Here is a 14,673-nt window from a genome sequence, read left to right as displayed (position 1 = left end):
TACCGGAGGACGCAACGATGTGGTATTTCGCCTGGCTGTTGGGACTCGGGCTGGCGCTGGCGCTGGGGATCATCAATGTGATGTGGCTGGAGAGCCAGTACGCGTTCGGCTCGCGCAGTGCAAAGGGGACGGAGGACAGTTTCCGTCATCACCGGGCTGCCGGTCGGGGGGCGGCGCGGCGGGGGGGCAAATCCGGCTGAGTGACCGGGGAAGAATGATGCTCTAGAGAGAAGTTTGCTTGTTATCAAGGAACTGGTCGAAAAGCCTGCTGCAATACGGCGGATTTCGTTTGCCGGGCCGGTGCGCTGTCAAAAAAATCACTCTGCGCCGAGATATCGGCCAAGGCAGGCAGCACGGCCAGGAATTTTCCACGCAGTTGGTCGTGCTTTTCGTCGCCGCTGTGACTCGTCCACATGGGTAGAAATTGTTCGCGGCTGTAAGTGCGGTTGCCCAAAGACGAGTCCGCCAGCCATATTGTGTTGGCACCGATGCCGCGAACTAGGGAGAAATGGTCTGTCTTGCGATACTTGAGATAGACAATTACCGGAATACGCAATTTGATCAACTGCTTCCAACTTGCAGTGAACCCCTGAGCCTTGAAGCCAAATTGAGGTAAAACCAAGGCCATGTCCTCAAAGCTGGCTCGCCCGTTGCCTTTTGCCATGGCTATCAATATGGCTTGTTCCGTCACGCGCTGACCGTAGTACTCGTTCAGAAGCGTGGCTAGTGATGCAGCGCCACAAGAATAGTCTAAACTCTGTTTGACGATGCGTGAGTCGCGTAAAGTTTTCCAATTTTTGATCGGTGTCACAAGCGTTATGCTGTGGGTGACTGGCCATGCGTTCCAGTCGGGCATTATGGGAATTGGCAATTCGGCGGCGAGACAGGCAGGCATCAGTAGCGCCGGAATGGTTTGTGCTATTAGAGAAAACTTATATAGTTTGGCTGGCCTGTGTATAAGTACGATGATTTTTTTCATCAGGAAAATACGCGTGCCGCAAGGCTGACGACTAAAAGAAGCCCAACGGCAGAGACCCACTCATAAAGCCAGATTGGCATCCGTTTTGAAATGGCTGCTGCGTTGGGATAAAATTTCCAATGACCATTGTGGCGGGCCCACACTTGAAAGCCTGCATTGAGAATTAATGCGCCTGTCAAAGGTATTATTGCCGTCATGCTGGCTCCAAAAAATAATAATAAAATAATGGTTGACAAAATTAATGCCAGAAAATAACCCGCAAGTTTCATATTGTGCATGAACCACGCTTTGCCGGAGAGGCAACAGCATGGTTCTTTTTCTCTATGGTTTACCAGCCATTACGCCCGGCATAAATGCCTGCGCCAAAAGCAATGCGTGGAATGAAGTAACTTGTAGCGGCTCCTCCCGTTAAGCCTGTCAGAGCTCCCATGCCAACAGTCGTGCCAAATGAGCCCCAATTCCACTCACCACTGCCGATAGCTTGACCTGTATAGAAAATGCCGCCGACGGCTGCGCCTCCGAGTGCCCCCCAAGGCCCAAAGGCTCCTTCTGTTTCTGCCATTTCCCTATTGGATAAAGGGGCCAGCTGCATGGGTAGGGCATCCTGATAGAACACTTTCTCTATGTCAATAGAGTGCAGACTTGAATGAGACGCTACCTTTATGATGTTTCTCGCGCAGCGCCGTTTCAGAGAAAGCGATCAGTGCTGGCGAATCGTTGTCTTGCTTGAGTTGATTCCGGCCCAGGCGTCAGTAAAGCGGCTACCCCTGTCGTTGCGTACGCCTGAGCTATCGCTGCTACGACGCCAGGAACTGAGGTAACTGCTACGCACATAGGTCTCAGCCCTGCCTGTCAGTCCGTAACGCAAACCGACTGTCGCCACCAGTGTGTCGCTATTGGTAATTCGTTCGCCGATGGCAGTAGGCAATCCGATGAAAGAGGTTGGGCCGACTTGAATGATGATGGGTTCGCCAGTAGCCACGCTTGAGCGTTCCACGTTGGCGTACGCCATTGAGATGTCAAGCCTAGTCTTATTTTTCTCCGTCATGAACCCTTCTACCGCGAGTGGGAGCTCTGCAAATGCGGGGGAGCCTATGCAACCAGCAGCGAAAGTAATGACAGGGGCAAAGCGTGATAAGTACATAGCGACTATCATTGATAATGAAAATCATTCGATGAAATGCATAGTCTGCCACGCTTTTCTGACTGTCAACTTCAGTGCTGCAAGCTATCCCCAAAGTCTCTTCGTCAGTTGTCTGGATGGTGGTGTGCAAACAACGGGACGTGGCTCTAGCGCAGTCAGGGCATCATGCCCTGAATCAGCTGCGCTGATTTACCAGAGGTTAGAATGATGTGGTATTTCGGAGACTTAGGCTGGCGCTGGGGATCATCAATGTGATGTGGCTGGAGAGCCAGTACGCGTTCGGCTCGCGCAGTGCAAAGGGGACGGAGGACAGTTTCCGTCATCACCGGGCTGCCGGTCGGGGGGCGGCGCGGCGGGCAGGGAAACCCGGCTGAGTGACCCGCAAACGTGAACAAGGGCATCACCGATCAGGTGATGCCCTGTTTTTTTGGCTGTTGCGGTGCTTACAGACCCAGCCAGATCTGCAGGTCGTCGCGTTCGCCGGCGGCCTCGTACAGCGCGCCGATGATTTCCTCGAAGTGTTCCTCGCCCATTTCGTTGCGGGCGGCGATCGACTCGTGCCAGAACACCGTGGCCGGGCCCTTCACGTCACCGGTCAGTGCGTCGAACAGGGCGTCGAGATTCTTGCCGAAGTGCGCCGGCAGCTGCAGGCCGCGGGCAAGCTGGGTGTAGAAGTCTTGGGTCGAACGGACATTTTTCAGCTCGCAGGTCAGCGACATGGCGGGATCTCGGTGAAGGTTTGGTAATGATCGACGGTGACATAGCGCAGGCCGTTGCCGGCATAGACCAGCCGCTTGCCGTTGCGCTTGCCGCCCTGGTAGTCCAGGTCGGCTTCATGCCAGTCGGCCGCTGGCAAACGGTGTTCCCGGTTGCCGAAGCGGTCGCCGCCGATGGATTTGCCCTGCAGGCCGGGTACGGACCACAGCTTGCGGCCCGGACGCCAGCCGGCATCGCGCGCCGTCTGCTTGGAGACGTAGCGGTTCGGCAACTGGCCGGTGCCGCCCAGCGCGGTCAGCACACCGGCGAACTGGGTGACATTGACCGGTGTGGCGAGCTTGGCGTTGATTTCGCGCGCGACACGATCGCATGAGCCGGCTTGAGCCGGCAGCGACAGGGCAACGGCGACAACGAGAGAAAGGAAACGGTACATGGCGCCACAACGGAATGAGTCCGCCGATTCTGCCGAAGCAGCGGACCGGCGGCAAGAGCGAACATGCGACAGCGCGCATGTTCGCTGCGCGGGTCAGGTGTTCTGGACCACGATCTTCGGCAGTCGCGAGCTGTAGTCGCGCGCCTTTTCCCCGACCTTGACCGCGACGCGGCGGGCGATCTGCTTGTAAATGGCGGCGATCGTGCCGTCAGGATCGGCGATCACGCTCGGGCGGCCTTCGTCGACCGCGAGGCGGATCGACAGGTCGAGCGGCAACTGGCCGATCAGCTCGACGTGGTACTGCTCGGCCATTTTCTGCCCGCCGCCTTCGCCGAAAATCGCTTCGACATGGCCGCAGTTCGAGCAGATGTGGACCGACATGTTCTCGACGATGCCGAGTACCGGCACGCCGACCTTCTCGAACATGCGCAGTCCCTTTTTGGCATCGAGCAGTGCGATGTCCTGCGGCGTGGTGACGATGACCGCGCCGGTGACCGGGATCTTCTGCGACAGCGTCAGCTGTACGTCGCCGGTGCCCGGGGGCAGGTCGATCAGCAGGTAGTCGAGCGCGTCCCAGCGGGTGTCGTTCAGCAACTGCATCAGTGCCTGGGTGACCATCGGGCCGCGCCAGACCATGGCCTGGTCGTCATCGACCAGATAGCCCATCGACATTGTCTGCACGCCATAGTTCTCGACCGGGACGAGCGACTTGTTGTCCGGGGACGCGGGACGCTGGCCCTGCAGCCCCATCATCAGCGGCTGGGACGGGCCGTAGATGTCGGCGTCGAGAATGCCGACCCGCGCGCCTTCGGCCGCCAGCGCCAGCGCCAGATTGACGGTGGTGGTCGACTTGCCGACGCCACCCTTGCCGCTGGCGACGGCGATGACGTTCTTGACGCCCGGCAGCAGCGGGATGCCGCGCTGCACGGCGTGGCCGGTGATCTGGCTGGACACGGCGATGTCGATCTGGCGCGTGCCGGCCAGCGTGGCCAGTGCCTCGGCGAACTGGGCGCGGATCGCGTCATGGCGGCTTTGCGCCGGGTAGGCGAGCACGATGTCGAGGCCGATGGCCGATGCGGACTGGCGAACATTCCTGATCGCCTTTGCCTCGGCATAGGTCTTGCCGGTGTCGGGATCGACCAGGGCCTGGACGGCATCGAGCAGCTCGGCTTCGCCACCGGAGTCGGCGGCGGGCGCATCAGCGGATTTGAACAGCTGGGTCAGTTTGGACAGCATGGTGTGAATTCCGGACGGATGATACGAATACCCGAGCACTTTACTCGGTTTATCGCGCCAGCGTCTACGCCGCGCGCCGGTTCGCGCAGGCTGGAGGGCCGGGGCGACGGCGGCGTACACTGGCGACGGAACGGCCAGTCGGCCATGATGAAAACAGTGCGAATGAAACGGGGATGCCCTGATGTCACGCCTGCTGGCAGTGATGCTGTCGACGCTGGCCGCCACCGTCGACGCCAACGGACTGGTGCTGCCGCTGGTGCCGCAGCCTGCGCCGCTGGTGCAGGGCATGCCCGGTGATGGTGACACGGCGGTGCCGGATGATGGCGCCAGGCGCAACGGGCGCCAGGTCGACCGCCGGGTCGAACGCGATCCGCGCCGGGTCGAGCGCGACGGGCGGCGTCTGCGCCGCCCGTCGGAACAGAACGACTCGCCGCCGGCCACGCCGGCCAACCCGCTGCCGGTCGACGGGCAGGGTGGTTATTGAACGGACATGTCCCGTATCTGAACGTCCGTCCGCACGCGCGCTGGTACAATCGCCCGCTGCGTCCGCCTCCGAATCTACTCCCGTCCAGGCCGTGACGCTGCCGCGAGTCCGGCCTTTTACCGGCCCGGATCGCCGCTCCTCATCGCCATCATGGTCGCGTCACGCGCGGCCGTCAGGCTCGATATCTCCCGGAACAGGCCCGCTGCACGCCGGCCTTCCTTCCCCGTACAGAACCGCCCTGCCGCTGCCTGGCTGCCGCACGGGCCCGCTCCGCCCGGCCTTCCGATCAGGAGGCCGCATGCCGGGGGCGTCGCAACTGGCTGAAAACCATGCAGAAGAAAATCACTACCCTGACCCTGTCCGTCCTGTGCTTCCCGCTGGCGCTGGTGCTGTTCGAATTTGCGGTCTATATCGCCAACGACATGATCCAGCCCGGCATGCTGCACGTGGTGGCCGAGTTCGGCGTCGACATTTCGTGGGTCGCCACGTCGATGACCGCCTTCCTGCTGGGCGGCATCACCGTGCCGTGGCTGCTCGGGCCGCTGTCGGACCGTATCGGCCGCCGGCCGGTGATGCTCGCCGGCGTGGCGCTGTTCGTGCTCAGCTGTCTGGCCATGCTGTGGGTCGGCGGCATCGAATCCTTTATTGCGATGCGCGTGCTGCAGGGCGTCGGCCTGTGCTTTATCGCCGCAGTCGGCTATGCCGCCGTGCAGGAAGCCTTTGACGAGAATACGGCGATCAAGGTCACGGCGCTGATGGCCAATGTGGCGCTGATCGCGCCGCTGCTGGGGCCGGTGGCCGGGGCGGTGCTGATCGAAATCTGGCCGTGGCGCTCGATTTTCGTGCTGATTGCCGCCATCGCCGCACTCGGCTGGCTGGGCCTGTGGTATTTCATGCCGGAGACGGTACAGCCCGGCAGCGGCCCGCTGCCGCTGTCACAGATCGGCCGCGACTACCGTGCGGTGCTGACCGACCGCGGCTTTATCGCCGCCTCGCTGTGCATGCCGTTCATGGCGCTGCCGCTGCTCGGCTGGATCGCGCTGTCGCCGGTGTTCCTGATCGAGGACGGCGGCATGAGCACGCTGGAATACGGGCTGTGGCAGATCCCGGTGTTCGGCGCGCTGATTGCCGGCAACCTGATCCTGGTCCGGGTTTCCGACCGCTGGCAACTCGGCCGTTCGGTCGTGGTCGGCCGTCTGCCGCAAATGCTTGGCGCAACACTGATGCTGGCAGGCTGTCTGCTGACCAGTGTGCCGTGGTTCTGGATCATTGCCGGCATCAGCCTGACCTCGCTGGGCGAGGGGCTGTGCTTTGCGGTGCTGTACCGTTTTGCGCTGACCGCCAGTCCGATCGCCAAGGGTACGGTCGCCGCCTCGGTCGGCATGCTGTCGATGGTGGTGTACGTGTTCGGCATCGAGGGGCTGAAGTTCGCCTATCTGCAGTGGGGCGAGGTCGGTTATGCCGCGCTGTCCGCCTGTTCGACTGCGCTGTACCTGTGGCTGTCGCGCGGCGTGCTGCAGCGCGCGATGGCCGCCCGCGCTCGCGAATCCGGCGAGCCGGCCCTCGCCAGCCAGTCATAGACCACGGCTGCGCGCCGTCCCGGCTCCCCGGTACGGCGTGCTTTGTCGCTATAATCGTTCGCTTGAGATTCCAGAAGAGACATCCTGATGACGCAACGCAAAATTTTGGTGACGAGTGCCCTCCCTTACGCCAACGGGGCCATCCACCTCGGCCATATGGTCGAGCACATCCAGACCGACGTGTGGGTGCGTTTCCAGAAGATGCGCGGGCATGAATGCCACTATGTCTGTGCCGACGACACCCACGGCACGCCGGTCATGCTGGCGGCGGAAAAGCAGGGCGTAACGCCGGAACAGCTGATCGAGCGGGTCAAGACCGAGCACCTGGCCGACTTCAGCGGCTTCCATATCGGTTACGACAACTACTATTCGACCAACTCGCCGGAGAACAAGCAGTTCTCCGAGCAGATCTACCGCAAGCTCAGTGCCAACGACAAGATCGTCAGCCGCACCATCGAGCAGCTGTACGACCCGGAAAAGCAGATGTTCCTGCCGGACCGCTTCGTCAAGGGCGAGTGTCCGAAGTGCGCGGCCAGGGACCAGTACGGCGACAACTGCGAAGTCTGCGGCGCGACCTACAGCCCGACCGAACTGAAAAATCCGTACTCGGCCGTGTCCGGCGCGACGCCGGTGCTGCGCAGCAGCGAGCACTTCTTCTTCCGCCTCGGCGAATGCACCGACTTCCTGCGTGAATGGACCACAGGCAGCACGCTGCGCGCCGACGGCGTGTCACAGCCGCACCTGCAGCCGGAAGCGCTGAACAAGATGAACGAGTGGATCGAAGGCGGTCTGCAGGACTGGGACATCTCGCGCGATGCGCCGTACTTCGGCTTCGAGATTCCGGATGCGCCGGGCAAGTACTTCTATGTGTGGCTCGACGCGCCGATCGGCTACATGGCGTCGTTCAAGAACCTGTGCGACCGCACCGGCATCGACTTCGACAGCTATTTCAATGCCGATTCCGACGCCGAGCTGTACCACTTCATCGGCAAGGACATCCTGTATTTCCACGCGCTGTTCTGGCCGGCCACGCTGAAGTTCGCCGGCTATCGCGCGCCGACCGGCGTGTTCGCGCACGGCTTCCTGACCGTCGACGGCCAGAAGATGTCGAAGTCGCGCGGCACCTTCATCACCGCGCGCAGCTACCTCGACTGCGGGCTGAACCCGGAGTGGATGCGCTATTACATCGCCGCCAAGCTCAACAGCCGCATCGAGGACATCGACCTGAGCCTGGACGACTTCGTCGCCCGGGTGAATGCCGACCTGGTTGGCAAGTTCATCAATATCGCCAGCCGCGCCGCCGGTTTCCTGACCAGGCGCTTCGAGGGCCGCCTGTCCGCACAGATTGCCGACCTCCCGCTGCTCGATACCCTGCGCGCCCAGGCTGACGGCATTGCCGCCGCCTACGAGGCCCGCGAATATGGCCGTGCGCTGCGCGACATCATGGCGCTGGCCGATGCGGTCAATGTCTATGTCGACGCGAACAAGCCGTGGGAGCTGGCCCGTCAGGAAGGGGAGGAAGCGCGCCTGCACGATGTGTGCACCGTGCTGATCAATGCCTTCCGCATCCTGGCGATTTACCTGAAACCGGTACTGCCGAAGCTGGCGACCGATATCGAGGCCTTCCTCGATGTCGCACCGCTGAACTGGAACGATGCGCAGACGCTGCTGCTGGGTCATGCAGTCAAGCCGTACCAGCATCTGATGCAGCGCGTCGAACCGGTGCTGATCGAAAAGCTGGTCGAGGCGAACAAGCAGAGCACGCCTGCCGCCGTGACGCCGGCCAGCCTCGGCGTCGAACCGCTGGACGACACCATCGGCATCGCCGACTTCGCCAAACTCGATCTGCGGGTCGGCACGGTGCTGGAAGCCGGTCTGGTTGAGGGTTCCGACAAGCTGCTGCGCTTCAAGGTCGATCTCGGCTTTGAAACCCGGCAGATCTTCTCCGGCATCCGCAGCGCCTATCCGGAGCCGGAAAAACTGATCGGCCGCCAGGTCATCGTCGTCGCCAACCTTGCACCGCGCAAGATGCGCTTCGGCGTGTCCGAGGGGATGATTGTCTGCGCCAGTGGCAATGACGACTCGCAGGGGCTGTTCCTGCTCGATGTCGACAACGGCGCGAAGCCGGGCATGCGCGTGAGCTGATTGATGGCTGCAGGATCATGACGGGTCGGCCTGGGTTACGGGCCGGCCCGTCATTCATTGCCTGGAAGTTCTGCTGTGGAATACAGTCTGGAAATGGAATATTGGGCGGACCTCAGCCCCATTGACAGGCAGTAGGCATTTTTCCCACTGGTCCGGAAGCGGCGGGGAGTGCCAGCGGGATGTCGAACGAGACCATGCCGGCGGCGACGGTGGGGCCGGCGCTGCATCCCCTGCAGGCAAATGGCTGCGGGGCAGGGGATTCGCCACTCGCCGTCTGTGGTCAATGTCATTACCATGGCCGGCCGTCATTGCCGGTCCTGTGTCATGTCCTCTGCCGCGTTGCGCCCGCTGTGGCCCGTTCTGTTCGTCATTCTGTGGAGTACCGGCTTTATCGGCGCCAGGTTCGGCCTGCCCTATGCCGAACCGCTGACGTTCCTGCTGGTGCGCTATGGCTGTACCGCCTTGCTGCTGACCGTGCTGGCGCTACTCATGCGCGCGCCGTGGCCGGACAGCCGGCGCATGGTCGCCCATCTGGCCGTCACCGGCCTGCTGGTGCATGCGGTCTATCTGGCCGGCGTGTTCAGTGCCATTTCCCGTGGATTGTCGCCGGGGCTGACGGCACTGGTGGTGGGCCTGCAGCCCATTCTGACCGCCGTGCTGGTGGCGGCCTGGTTCCGGGCTCCGGTCGGCCGGCGGCAGTGGGCCGGTCTGCTGCTGAGTCTGGCCGGGGTAACGATGACGGTCTGGCCACGGCTGAGCATCGGCCACGACATGCTGCCGCTGCTGCTGCCGGTCGTGGCCGCGCTGTTCGGCATCACCCTGGGTACGCTGTACCAGAAGCGCTTCGTGCCGCACTTCGACTGGCGCACCGGCGGCGTGGTGCAGTTCACCGCCTGTGCGCTGGCGACCGGTGCTGTCGCGCCCTGGTTCGAGTCCATGCACATCGTCTGGAACGGATCGTTCGCCTTTGCGCTTGGCTGGCTGGTGCTGGTGCTGTCGATCGGCGCGATCAGCCTGCTGAACTGGCTGATCCGCCATGGCGAGTCGGTCGGCGTCGCCAGCCTGTTTTACCTGACGCCGCCGACCACCGCGCTGATGGCCTTTGCCCTGTTCGGCGAACGGCTGACGCCGCTGGCCATCGCCGGCATGGCCGTGGTGGCGGCCGGCGTGGTGCTGGCGCGACGCTGAACGCTCAGACGATGACGCCGCCGCCGAGGCAGATGTCGCCGTCGTACAGGACGGCCGACTGGCCCGGCGTCACCGCCCATTGCGGGTCGGTGAAAGTCAGCCGGATGCGTTCCGGCGACAGCGTGTCGAGGCGACAGGCGGCATCACTCATCCGGTAGCGGTTCTTGGCCGCATAGTCGCCATCGGCCGGCGCCTCGCCGAGCGTCCAGCTCAGTTGTGAGGCTTCCAGTACCGGTTTCAGCAGCAGCGGGTGGCCGTGGCCCTGGACCACGATCAGGGTATTGCTGGCCATGTCCTTGCCGGCGACAAACCACGGCTCGCCATTGCCGGCCTTGTCGCCGCCGATATTCAGGCCCTTGCGCTGGCCGAGGGTGTAGTACATCAGCCCCTGATGTTCGCCGACCGTGCGGCCTTCCGGCGTGACCATCGGGCCGGGCTGGGTCGGCAGGTAGCGCTGCAGGAAGGCGCGGAACGGGCGTTCGCCGATAAAGCAGATGCCGGTCGAGTCCTTCTTGGCCGCATTCGGCAGGCCGATCCCGGCGGCGATGCGGCGGACCTCGGTCTTGTGCAGCCCGCCGAGCGGGAACAGCGACTTCGACAGCTGCGCCGGCGACAGCCGGTACAGGAAATAGCTCTGGTCCTTGCCCGGGTCGACGCCCTTGAGCAGGTAATGCCGGCCGTCGCGCTCCAGCTTGCGCGCGTAGTGGCCGGTGGCGATACAGTCGGCGCCGAGGGTCATGGCGTAGTCGAGAAAGGCCTTGAACTTGATCTCGGCATTGCACAGCACGTCCGGGTTCGGCGTGCGGCCGGCGGCATACTCGTCGAGGAAGTACTGGAACACGCGGTCCTTGTACTCGGCGGCGAAGTTGACGATCTCCATGTCGATGCCCAGCCGGTCGGCCACGCTCATGGCGTCGAGCGAGTCCTGCTTGATCGAGCAGTAGTCGTCGTCGTTGTCGTCTTCCCAATTTTGCATGAACACGCCGATGACTTCATGCCCTTGCTGCTTGAGCAGGTGAGCGGTCACCGACGAGTCGACGCCGCCGGACAGGCCGACGACGATGCGTTTTTTCTCCGTCATGACGGGGAATATCCTTTCATCCAGACATCCAGCGGCACCACGGCCGCATCGTGTCCGTTATCGAAAAACCAGCTGTCCACCGCCCATTGCCGGCCACCGGCATCGGTCATTACCGCGGTGTAGTGCAGATCCACTATCCATGGCGCGCGCCAGGCCTTGCCGGCCGGCGTGTGCAGCCGCAGCCAGCCCTTGTCGCGCAGCCACAGCAGCCATTCGGCATTGGTGGTGCTGTGGTCGACGCAGTCGCGCCGCCCCGGCGACGTCCCGTCGCTGAAATTGCCGCCCTTGTCGTCCCGGATCGGCGTCTGCTCGCCGGCGATCCGTTCCAGCAGGCCGATGGCCTGCGAGACGGCGCGGCGTTCGTCGTCCGGCGTCGCGACGTGGGCAAACAGCTGCGCCACTTCCGCCTGCTGCGGTGTGCTGACGGCAAAGCGGGTGTCGACACGGCAGCCGTAGCCGTAGCACAGCGGCAACGCCTCGTCGGCGGACGCAACGGCAGGCAGGGCTGCATTCAGGACCATCAGCAGCACGGGCAGCAGGGCACGGGTCGGCGGCATGCGTTCTCCAGCGGGGAGCGGTGTCGGGGGCGGGGCCCTGAACGGACGGCATCAGCGGTCCGGGGGAAAACCTGTGTGGGTCAGCAGGTCGAGCGGGTAGCGGCGTCCGGCCAGGTAATCCTGCACACAGCGGTACACCAGCGAACTGCGCTGCCGGTCGACGCTGGCGGCGATTTCCTTAGCCGTCAGCCACAGCGGGCGGACGATGCCGTCATCCAGCACGGCGTCGGCATCATGGTCGAGTGCGGTGCAGACAAAGGCGAAGCGCAAGTAGACCAGCTCGGGCTCGTCGCGCTTCGGCGCGGCGTAGATGCCGACCAGCGCGGTCGGCTCGACATGCCAGCCGGTTTCCTCATAGGCTTCGCGGCGGGTGGCGGCGAGCAGTGTTTCGCCCTGTTCCCAGTGACCGGCCGGCTGGTTGAGCATCAAGCCGGCCGAGGTCTGTTCCTCGACCAGCAGGAAGCGGCCGTCGCGTTCGACAATCGCGGCAACGGTCGCGTTCGGTTTCCATTGGGTTTGGTGCGCCATAGCGGGCGGATTGCGTGGACAAAAACGGATTATACCGGCTGGGGCCAGCGCTGGGCAGCTTCAGGGGCGGGTGAGGCGGACGCGGACCATGGCGGTCGACGCGTAGCGGCTGCCACCCTGACCCAGCACCAGGGTGTCGCTGCCGTCGGCCTCGTGCACTACGCTGGCGATCGTCAGCCAGGCATCGGGCCGTCCGCGCACCCGGGTACTGCTCGTATTGCCATTGCGGCCGGCCGGTAACTGGCCCGGGCTGACGGCCAGCGTCAGGACCACCTCGTCGCCGTCGGCGCGCGCCTGCAGCCAGAAACCGCCGCCACTGGTCTGCCACGGCTGGCGCGGCGAATAGCGGCCGTCAGGGTAGGCGAGCACCCAGTGGGCGGGCCGCAGCGGGCCGGTATCGACCCGGGCCTTGCCGCCTTCGGCCACCACCAGCCACTGCCCGTCGTCGGCCGGGACCGCCGGGCGACTGCCAAGCGGAATCTCGCCGGCATCGATGTCGACCCCGACACCCGGCCGGCCATGGCCGCCGGGACGCCACACGCCGATGTCGACCCGGCCGGTGTTCGGCCGGGCAGGGGCGGCGTGCCGGCGCGGCAGCAGCGCCGAGGTGTCGACTTCCAGCCGCCATTGCCGGCGCCGGCTGTCGAGCTGGGCCACCAGCCGGGCGAGTTCGGCCTGGCGGATCGGTTCGGCGCTGATCACCACTGCATCGGGCAGGCCGGCCACGCGCTCGCCGGGCTCCAGCAGCGGTTCCAGCGCGGCGGCCACGTCCTCACCCCGTTGCTGCTTCAGCTTCAGCGTCCGCAGCGACGGGGCGGCGATGGCGGCCTGGGCCAGCAGCAGGGCCGTCAGCCAGGTCAGGATGGGCGTGCGCAGGGTCATACATGGTCCTTGCCGGCCCGCCAGATGGACAGGATCAGCCAGATGCTGTTGAAAAACGCGATCATGAAACCGAAAAAGCCGAACACCGGCAGGCCGAACAGCGTCGGGCCGGCATTGACGGTCATGACGATGCTGGAGCCGATGATCAGGCAACCGGTCACGATGCCCATGGTCAGCCGGTTCGCACTCTTGTCGATCTGGTGACCGAAGCTGTCCAGCCGCTTGACGTCGATATCCAGCCGCAGCTTGCCGCGCCGGGCGGTGCCGAGCAGGCGCGAAATGTCGCGCGGCAGATCGGCGACCATGCCGACCATGTCCAGCAGCCCGCGCACGCTCTTGTCGGCGATGGCCTTCGGCGTGTAGCGCGCCAGAATGATGTGGCGGACGAACGGCGTCAGGTGGGCGACCAGCTTGAAATCGGGATCGAGCTGGCGCGCAAAGCCTTCCAGCGTGATCAGTGCCTTGAACAGCATCGACAGGTCGGCCGGCAGCACGATCGAGTGCTCGCGCATCAGGGCCATGATGTCGTTGATCAGCTGGGTCAGGTCCAGTTCGGACAGCGACAGGCCGTCGTACTGGAACAGGAACTCGGCGATATCGGCCTTCAGCCCGTCGTCGTCGACCTGGGCGCTGCCGGTCCAGTCGATCAGCACGTCGTAGACGCCGCGTTCATCGCGGCGCGACAGCGCCGACAGCAGGTCGGCCAGCTGGTCGCGGCGATCGCGCGACAAGCGCCCGACCATGCCGAAATCGATGAAAACGATGCGGTTTTCCGCCAGAAAGAACACGTTGCCGGGGTGGGGGTCGGCATGGAACAGCCCGTCGAGCAGGATCATTTTCAGCACCGCGTCGGCGCCGCGTCGTGCCAGCAGCTTGCGGTCCAGCCCGGCCGCCTCGGCCAGGTCCAGACGCATGGCCGGAATGCCGTCGACGAAATCCTGCACATTGATGGTCGGGTTGGTCAGCGCCCAGTACACCTTCGGCACCACGATATGCGGGTCGCCGGCGAAATGCTGGGCGAAGCGTTCCATATTGCGCGCCTCGCCGGCCAGGTTGAGTTCGCGCTTCAGCGCCTTGGCGAACTGATTGACGATCTCGCCCGGCTGGTAGCGGCGGATGTCGGGGAACTCCAGTTCGATCAGTCGCGCCAGGTGACCGAGGATGCGCAGGTCGGCGTCGATCTTGTCGACGATGCCCGGCCGGCGCAGCTTGACTGCGACCGGGGTACCGTCCATCAGCATGGCGCGGTGGACCTGGGCGATCGACGCCGCGCCGATCGGATGCGGGTTGAATTCGGCAAATGCTTCGGCCACCGGCATGCCGAGCGCCGCTGACACCAGCCGCGTCACATCGCCTTCCGGCAGCGCCGGCGCATCGCTCTGCAGCTTTTCGAATTCGGCGATCCAGTCCGGCGGGAACACATCGACCCGGGTAGCGAGGATCTGGCCGAGCTTGATGAAAGTCGGGCCGAGATCTTCCAGCGAACGGCGCAGGCGGACCGGGGTCGGAATGTAGTCGTCAGGGGACGGCATCGGCACATGCAGCCACTCGATTCCCTTCTCGACCACGCGCGGCAGCTTCAGCCGCTGCGCGAATTCTCCTAGGCCATGCCGGATGAGAATGGCCGAGATTTCTTTCATGCGCGGCAGGTCGCGCATGGCGACGAAGGTTTCTTTGAGCATGCGTTTTCGGGTACCCGTCGAAGGACGTCCAAGTATA

At 63.8% G+C, this 14,673-nt stretch carries 16 protein-coding genes; 5 read left to right on the top strand and 11 right to left on the bottom strand.

Features of this window, described 5'->3' with window-relative positions; translation table 11 throughout:
• Nucleotides 1-17: 17 nt before the first annotated feature.
• The gene (gene cydX / locus ACYVG8_RS10330; protein WP_028498921.1) at nt 18-200 is read left to right on the top strand and encodes a cytochrome bd-I oxidase subunit CydX; all 183 of its coding nucleotides are present in this window, start codon (nt 18-20) and stop codon (nt 198-200) included.
• Between the two features lie 44 nt (nt 201-244).
• Here cydX and ACYVG8_RS10325 read toward each other — a convergent pair whose 3' ends face one another.
• The 6 genes from ACYVG8_RS10325 to apbC form a co-directional block, all read right to left on the bottom strand.
• A complete protein-coding gene (locus tag ACYVG8_RS10325; RefSeq protein WP_460745717.1) occupies nt 245-979 on the bottom strand; it encodes a C39 family peptidase in 735 nt (244 codons plus the stop codon).
• Entirely contained in the window at nt 979-1,257 is a 279-nt protein-coding gene (locus ACYVG8_RS10320; protein WP_315385275.1) for a hypothetical protein, read from the bottom strand. Before ACYVG8_RS10320 ends, ACYVG8_RS10325 begins: the two co-directional genes overlap by 1 nt.
• A gap of 50 nt (nt 1,258-1,307) precedes the next feature.
• A complete protein-coding gene (locus ACYVG8_RS10315; protein ID WP_169735634.1) occupies nt 1,308-1,571 on the bottom strand; it encodes a hypothetical protein in 264 nt (87 codons plus the stop codon).
• 995 nt (nt 1,572-2,566) lie between these two features.
• Complete coding sequence (locus ACYVG8_RS10310) at nt 2,567-2,842, bottom strand: barstar family protein (protein WP_028498918.1); 276 nt, start codon at nt 2,840-2,842, stop codon at nt 2,567-2,569.
• Entirely contained in the window at nt 2,833-3,273 is a 441-nt protein-coding gene (locus ACYVG8_RS10305; RefSeq protein WP_460745715.1) for a ribonuclease domain-containing protein, read from the bottom strand. Before ACYVG8_RS10305 ends, ACYVG8_RS10310 begins: the two co-directional genes overlap by 10 nt.
• Nucleotides 3,274-3,366: 93 nt before the next feature.
• The gene (gene apbC / locus ACYVG8_RS10300) at nt 3,367-4,509 is read right to left on the bottom strand and encodes an iron-sulfur cluster carrier protein ApbC (protein ID WP_460745714.1); all 1,143 of its coding nucleotides are present in this window, start codon (nt 4,507-4,509) and stop codon (nt 3,367-3,369) included.
• A gap of 181 nt (nt 4,510-4,690) precedes the next feature.
• Between apbC and ACYVG8_RS10295 the strand changes: the two genes are divergently transcribed.
• The 4 genes from ACYVG8_RS10295 to ACYVG8_RS10280 all read left to right on the top strand — a co-directional run bounded on the left by ACYVG8_RS10295 (nt 4,691) and on the right by ACYVG8_RS10280 (nt 9,906).
• Entirely contained in the window at nt 4,691-4,993 is a 303-nt protein-coding gene (locus ACYVG8_RS10295) for a hypothetical protein (protein ID WP_460745712.1), read from the top strand.
• Nucleotides 4,994-5,322: 329 nt separating this feature from the next.
• Nucleotides 5,323-6,573: an MFS transporter gene (locus ACYVG8_RS10290; protein WP_107889674.1), complete on the top strand. Its 1,251-nt coding sequence runs from the start codon at nt 5,323-5,325 to the stop codon at nt 6,571-6,573.
• A gap of 87 nt (nt 6,574-6,660) precedes the next feature.
• Nucleotides 6,661-8,718, top strand: coding sequence for a methionine--tRNA ligase (metG, locus tag ACYVG8_RS10285; protein WP_199905467.1), 2,058 nt, complete (start codon nt 6,661-6,663; stop codon nt 8,716-8,718).
• Nucleotides 8,719-9,042: 324 nt separating this feature from the next.
• Nucleotides 9,043-9,906 carry a DMT family transporter gene (locus ACYVG8_RS10280; RefSeq protein ID WP_028498912.1) on the top strand — a complete coding sequence of 288 codons (864 nt, stop codon included), beginning with the start codon at nt 9,043-9,045 and terminating at the stop codon, nt 9,904-9,906.
• A 4-nt stretch (nt 9,907-9,910) separates the two neighbouring features.
• On the opposite strand, the gene mnmA is transcribed toward ACYVG8_RS10280, so the two are convergent.
• Genes mnmA through ACYVG8_RS10255 form a run of 5 tightly spaced genes read right to left on the bottom strand, consistent with a single transcriptional unit; the run spans nt 9,911 to nt 14,636 of the window.
• Nucleotides 9,911-10,987, bottom strand: coding sequence for a tRNA 2-thiouridine(34) synthase MnmA (gene mnmA / locus ACYVG8_RS10275; RefSeq protein ID WP_028498911.1), 1,077 nt, complete (start codon nt 10,985-10,987; stop codon nt 9,911-9,913).
• A complete protein-coding gene (locus ACYVG8_RS10270) occupies nt 10,984-11,544 on the bottom strand; it encodes a hypothetical protein (protein WP_244879566.1) in 561 nt (186 codons plus the stop codon). Before ACYVG8_RS10270 ends, mnmA begins: the two co-directional genes overlap by 4 nt.
• A gap of 51 nt (nt 11,545-11,595) precedes the next feature.
• A complete protein-coding gene (locus ACYVG8_RS10265; RefSeq protein ID WP_460745710.1) occupies nt 11,596-12,072 on the bottom strand; it encodes an NUDIX hydrolase in 477 nt (158 codons plus the stop codon).
• A gap of 60 nt (nt 12,073-12,132) precedes the next feature.
• Entirely contained in the window at nt 12,133-12,954 is an 822-nt protein-coding gene (locus tag ACYVG8_RS10260) for a secretin N-terminal domain-containing protein (protein WP_028498908.1), read from the bottom strand.
• The gene (locus tag ACYVG8_RS10255; RefSeq protein ID WP_460745708.1) at nt 12,951-14,636 is read right to left on the bottom strand and encodes an ABC1 kinase family protein; all 1,686 of its coding nucleotides are present in this window, start codon (nt 14,634-14,636) and stop codon (nt 12,951-12,953) included. Before ACYVG8_RS10255 ends, ACYVG8_RS10260 begins: the two co-directional genes overlap by 4 nt.
• Nucleotides 14,637-14,673: the final 37 nt, after the last annotated feature.

Source organism: Microvirgula curvata, from assembly GCF_054781615.1.
The sequence above is the reverse complement of the archived record's forward strand: the minus strand, read 5'-3'. Positions and strand labels throughout refer to the sequence as shown.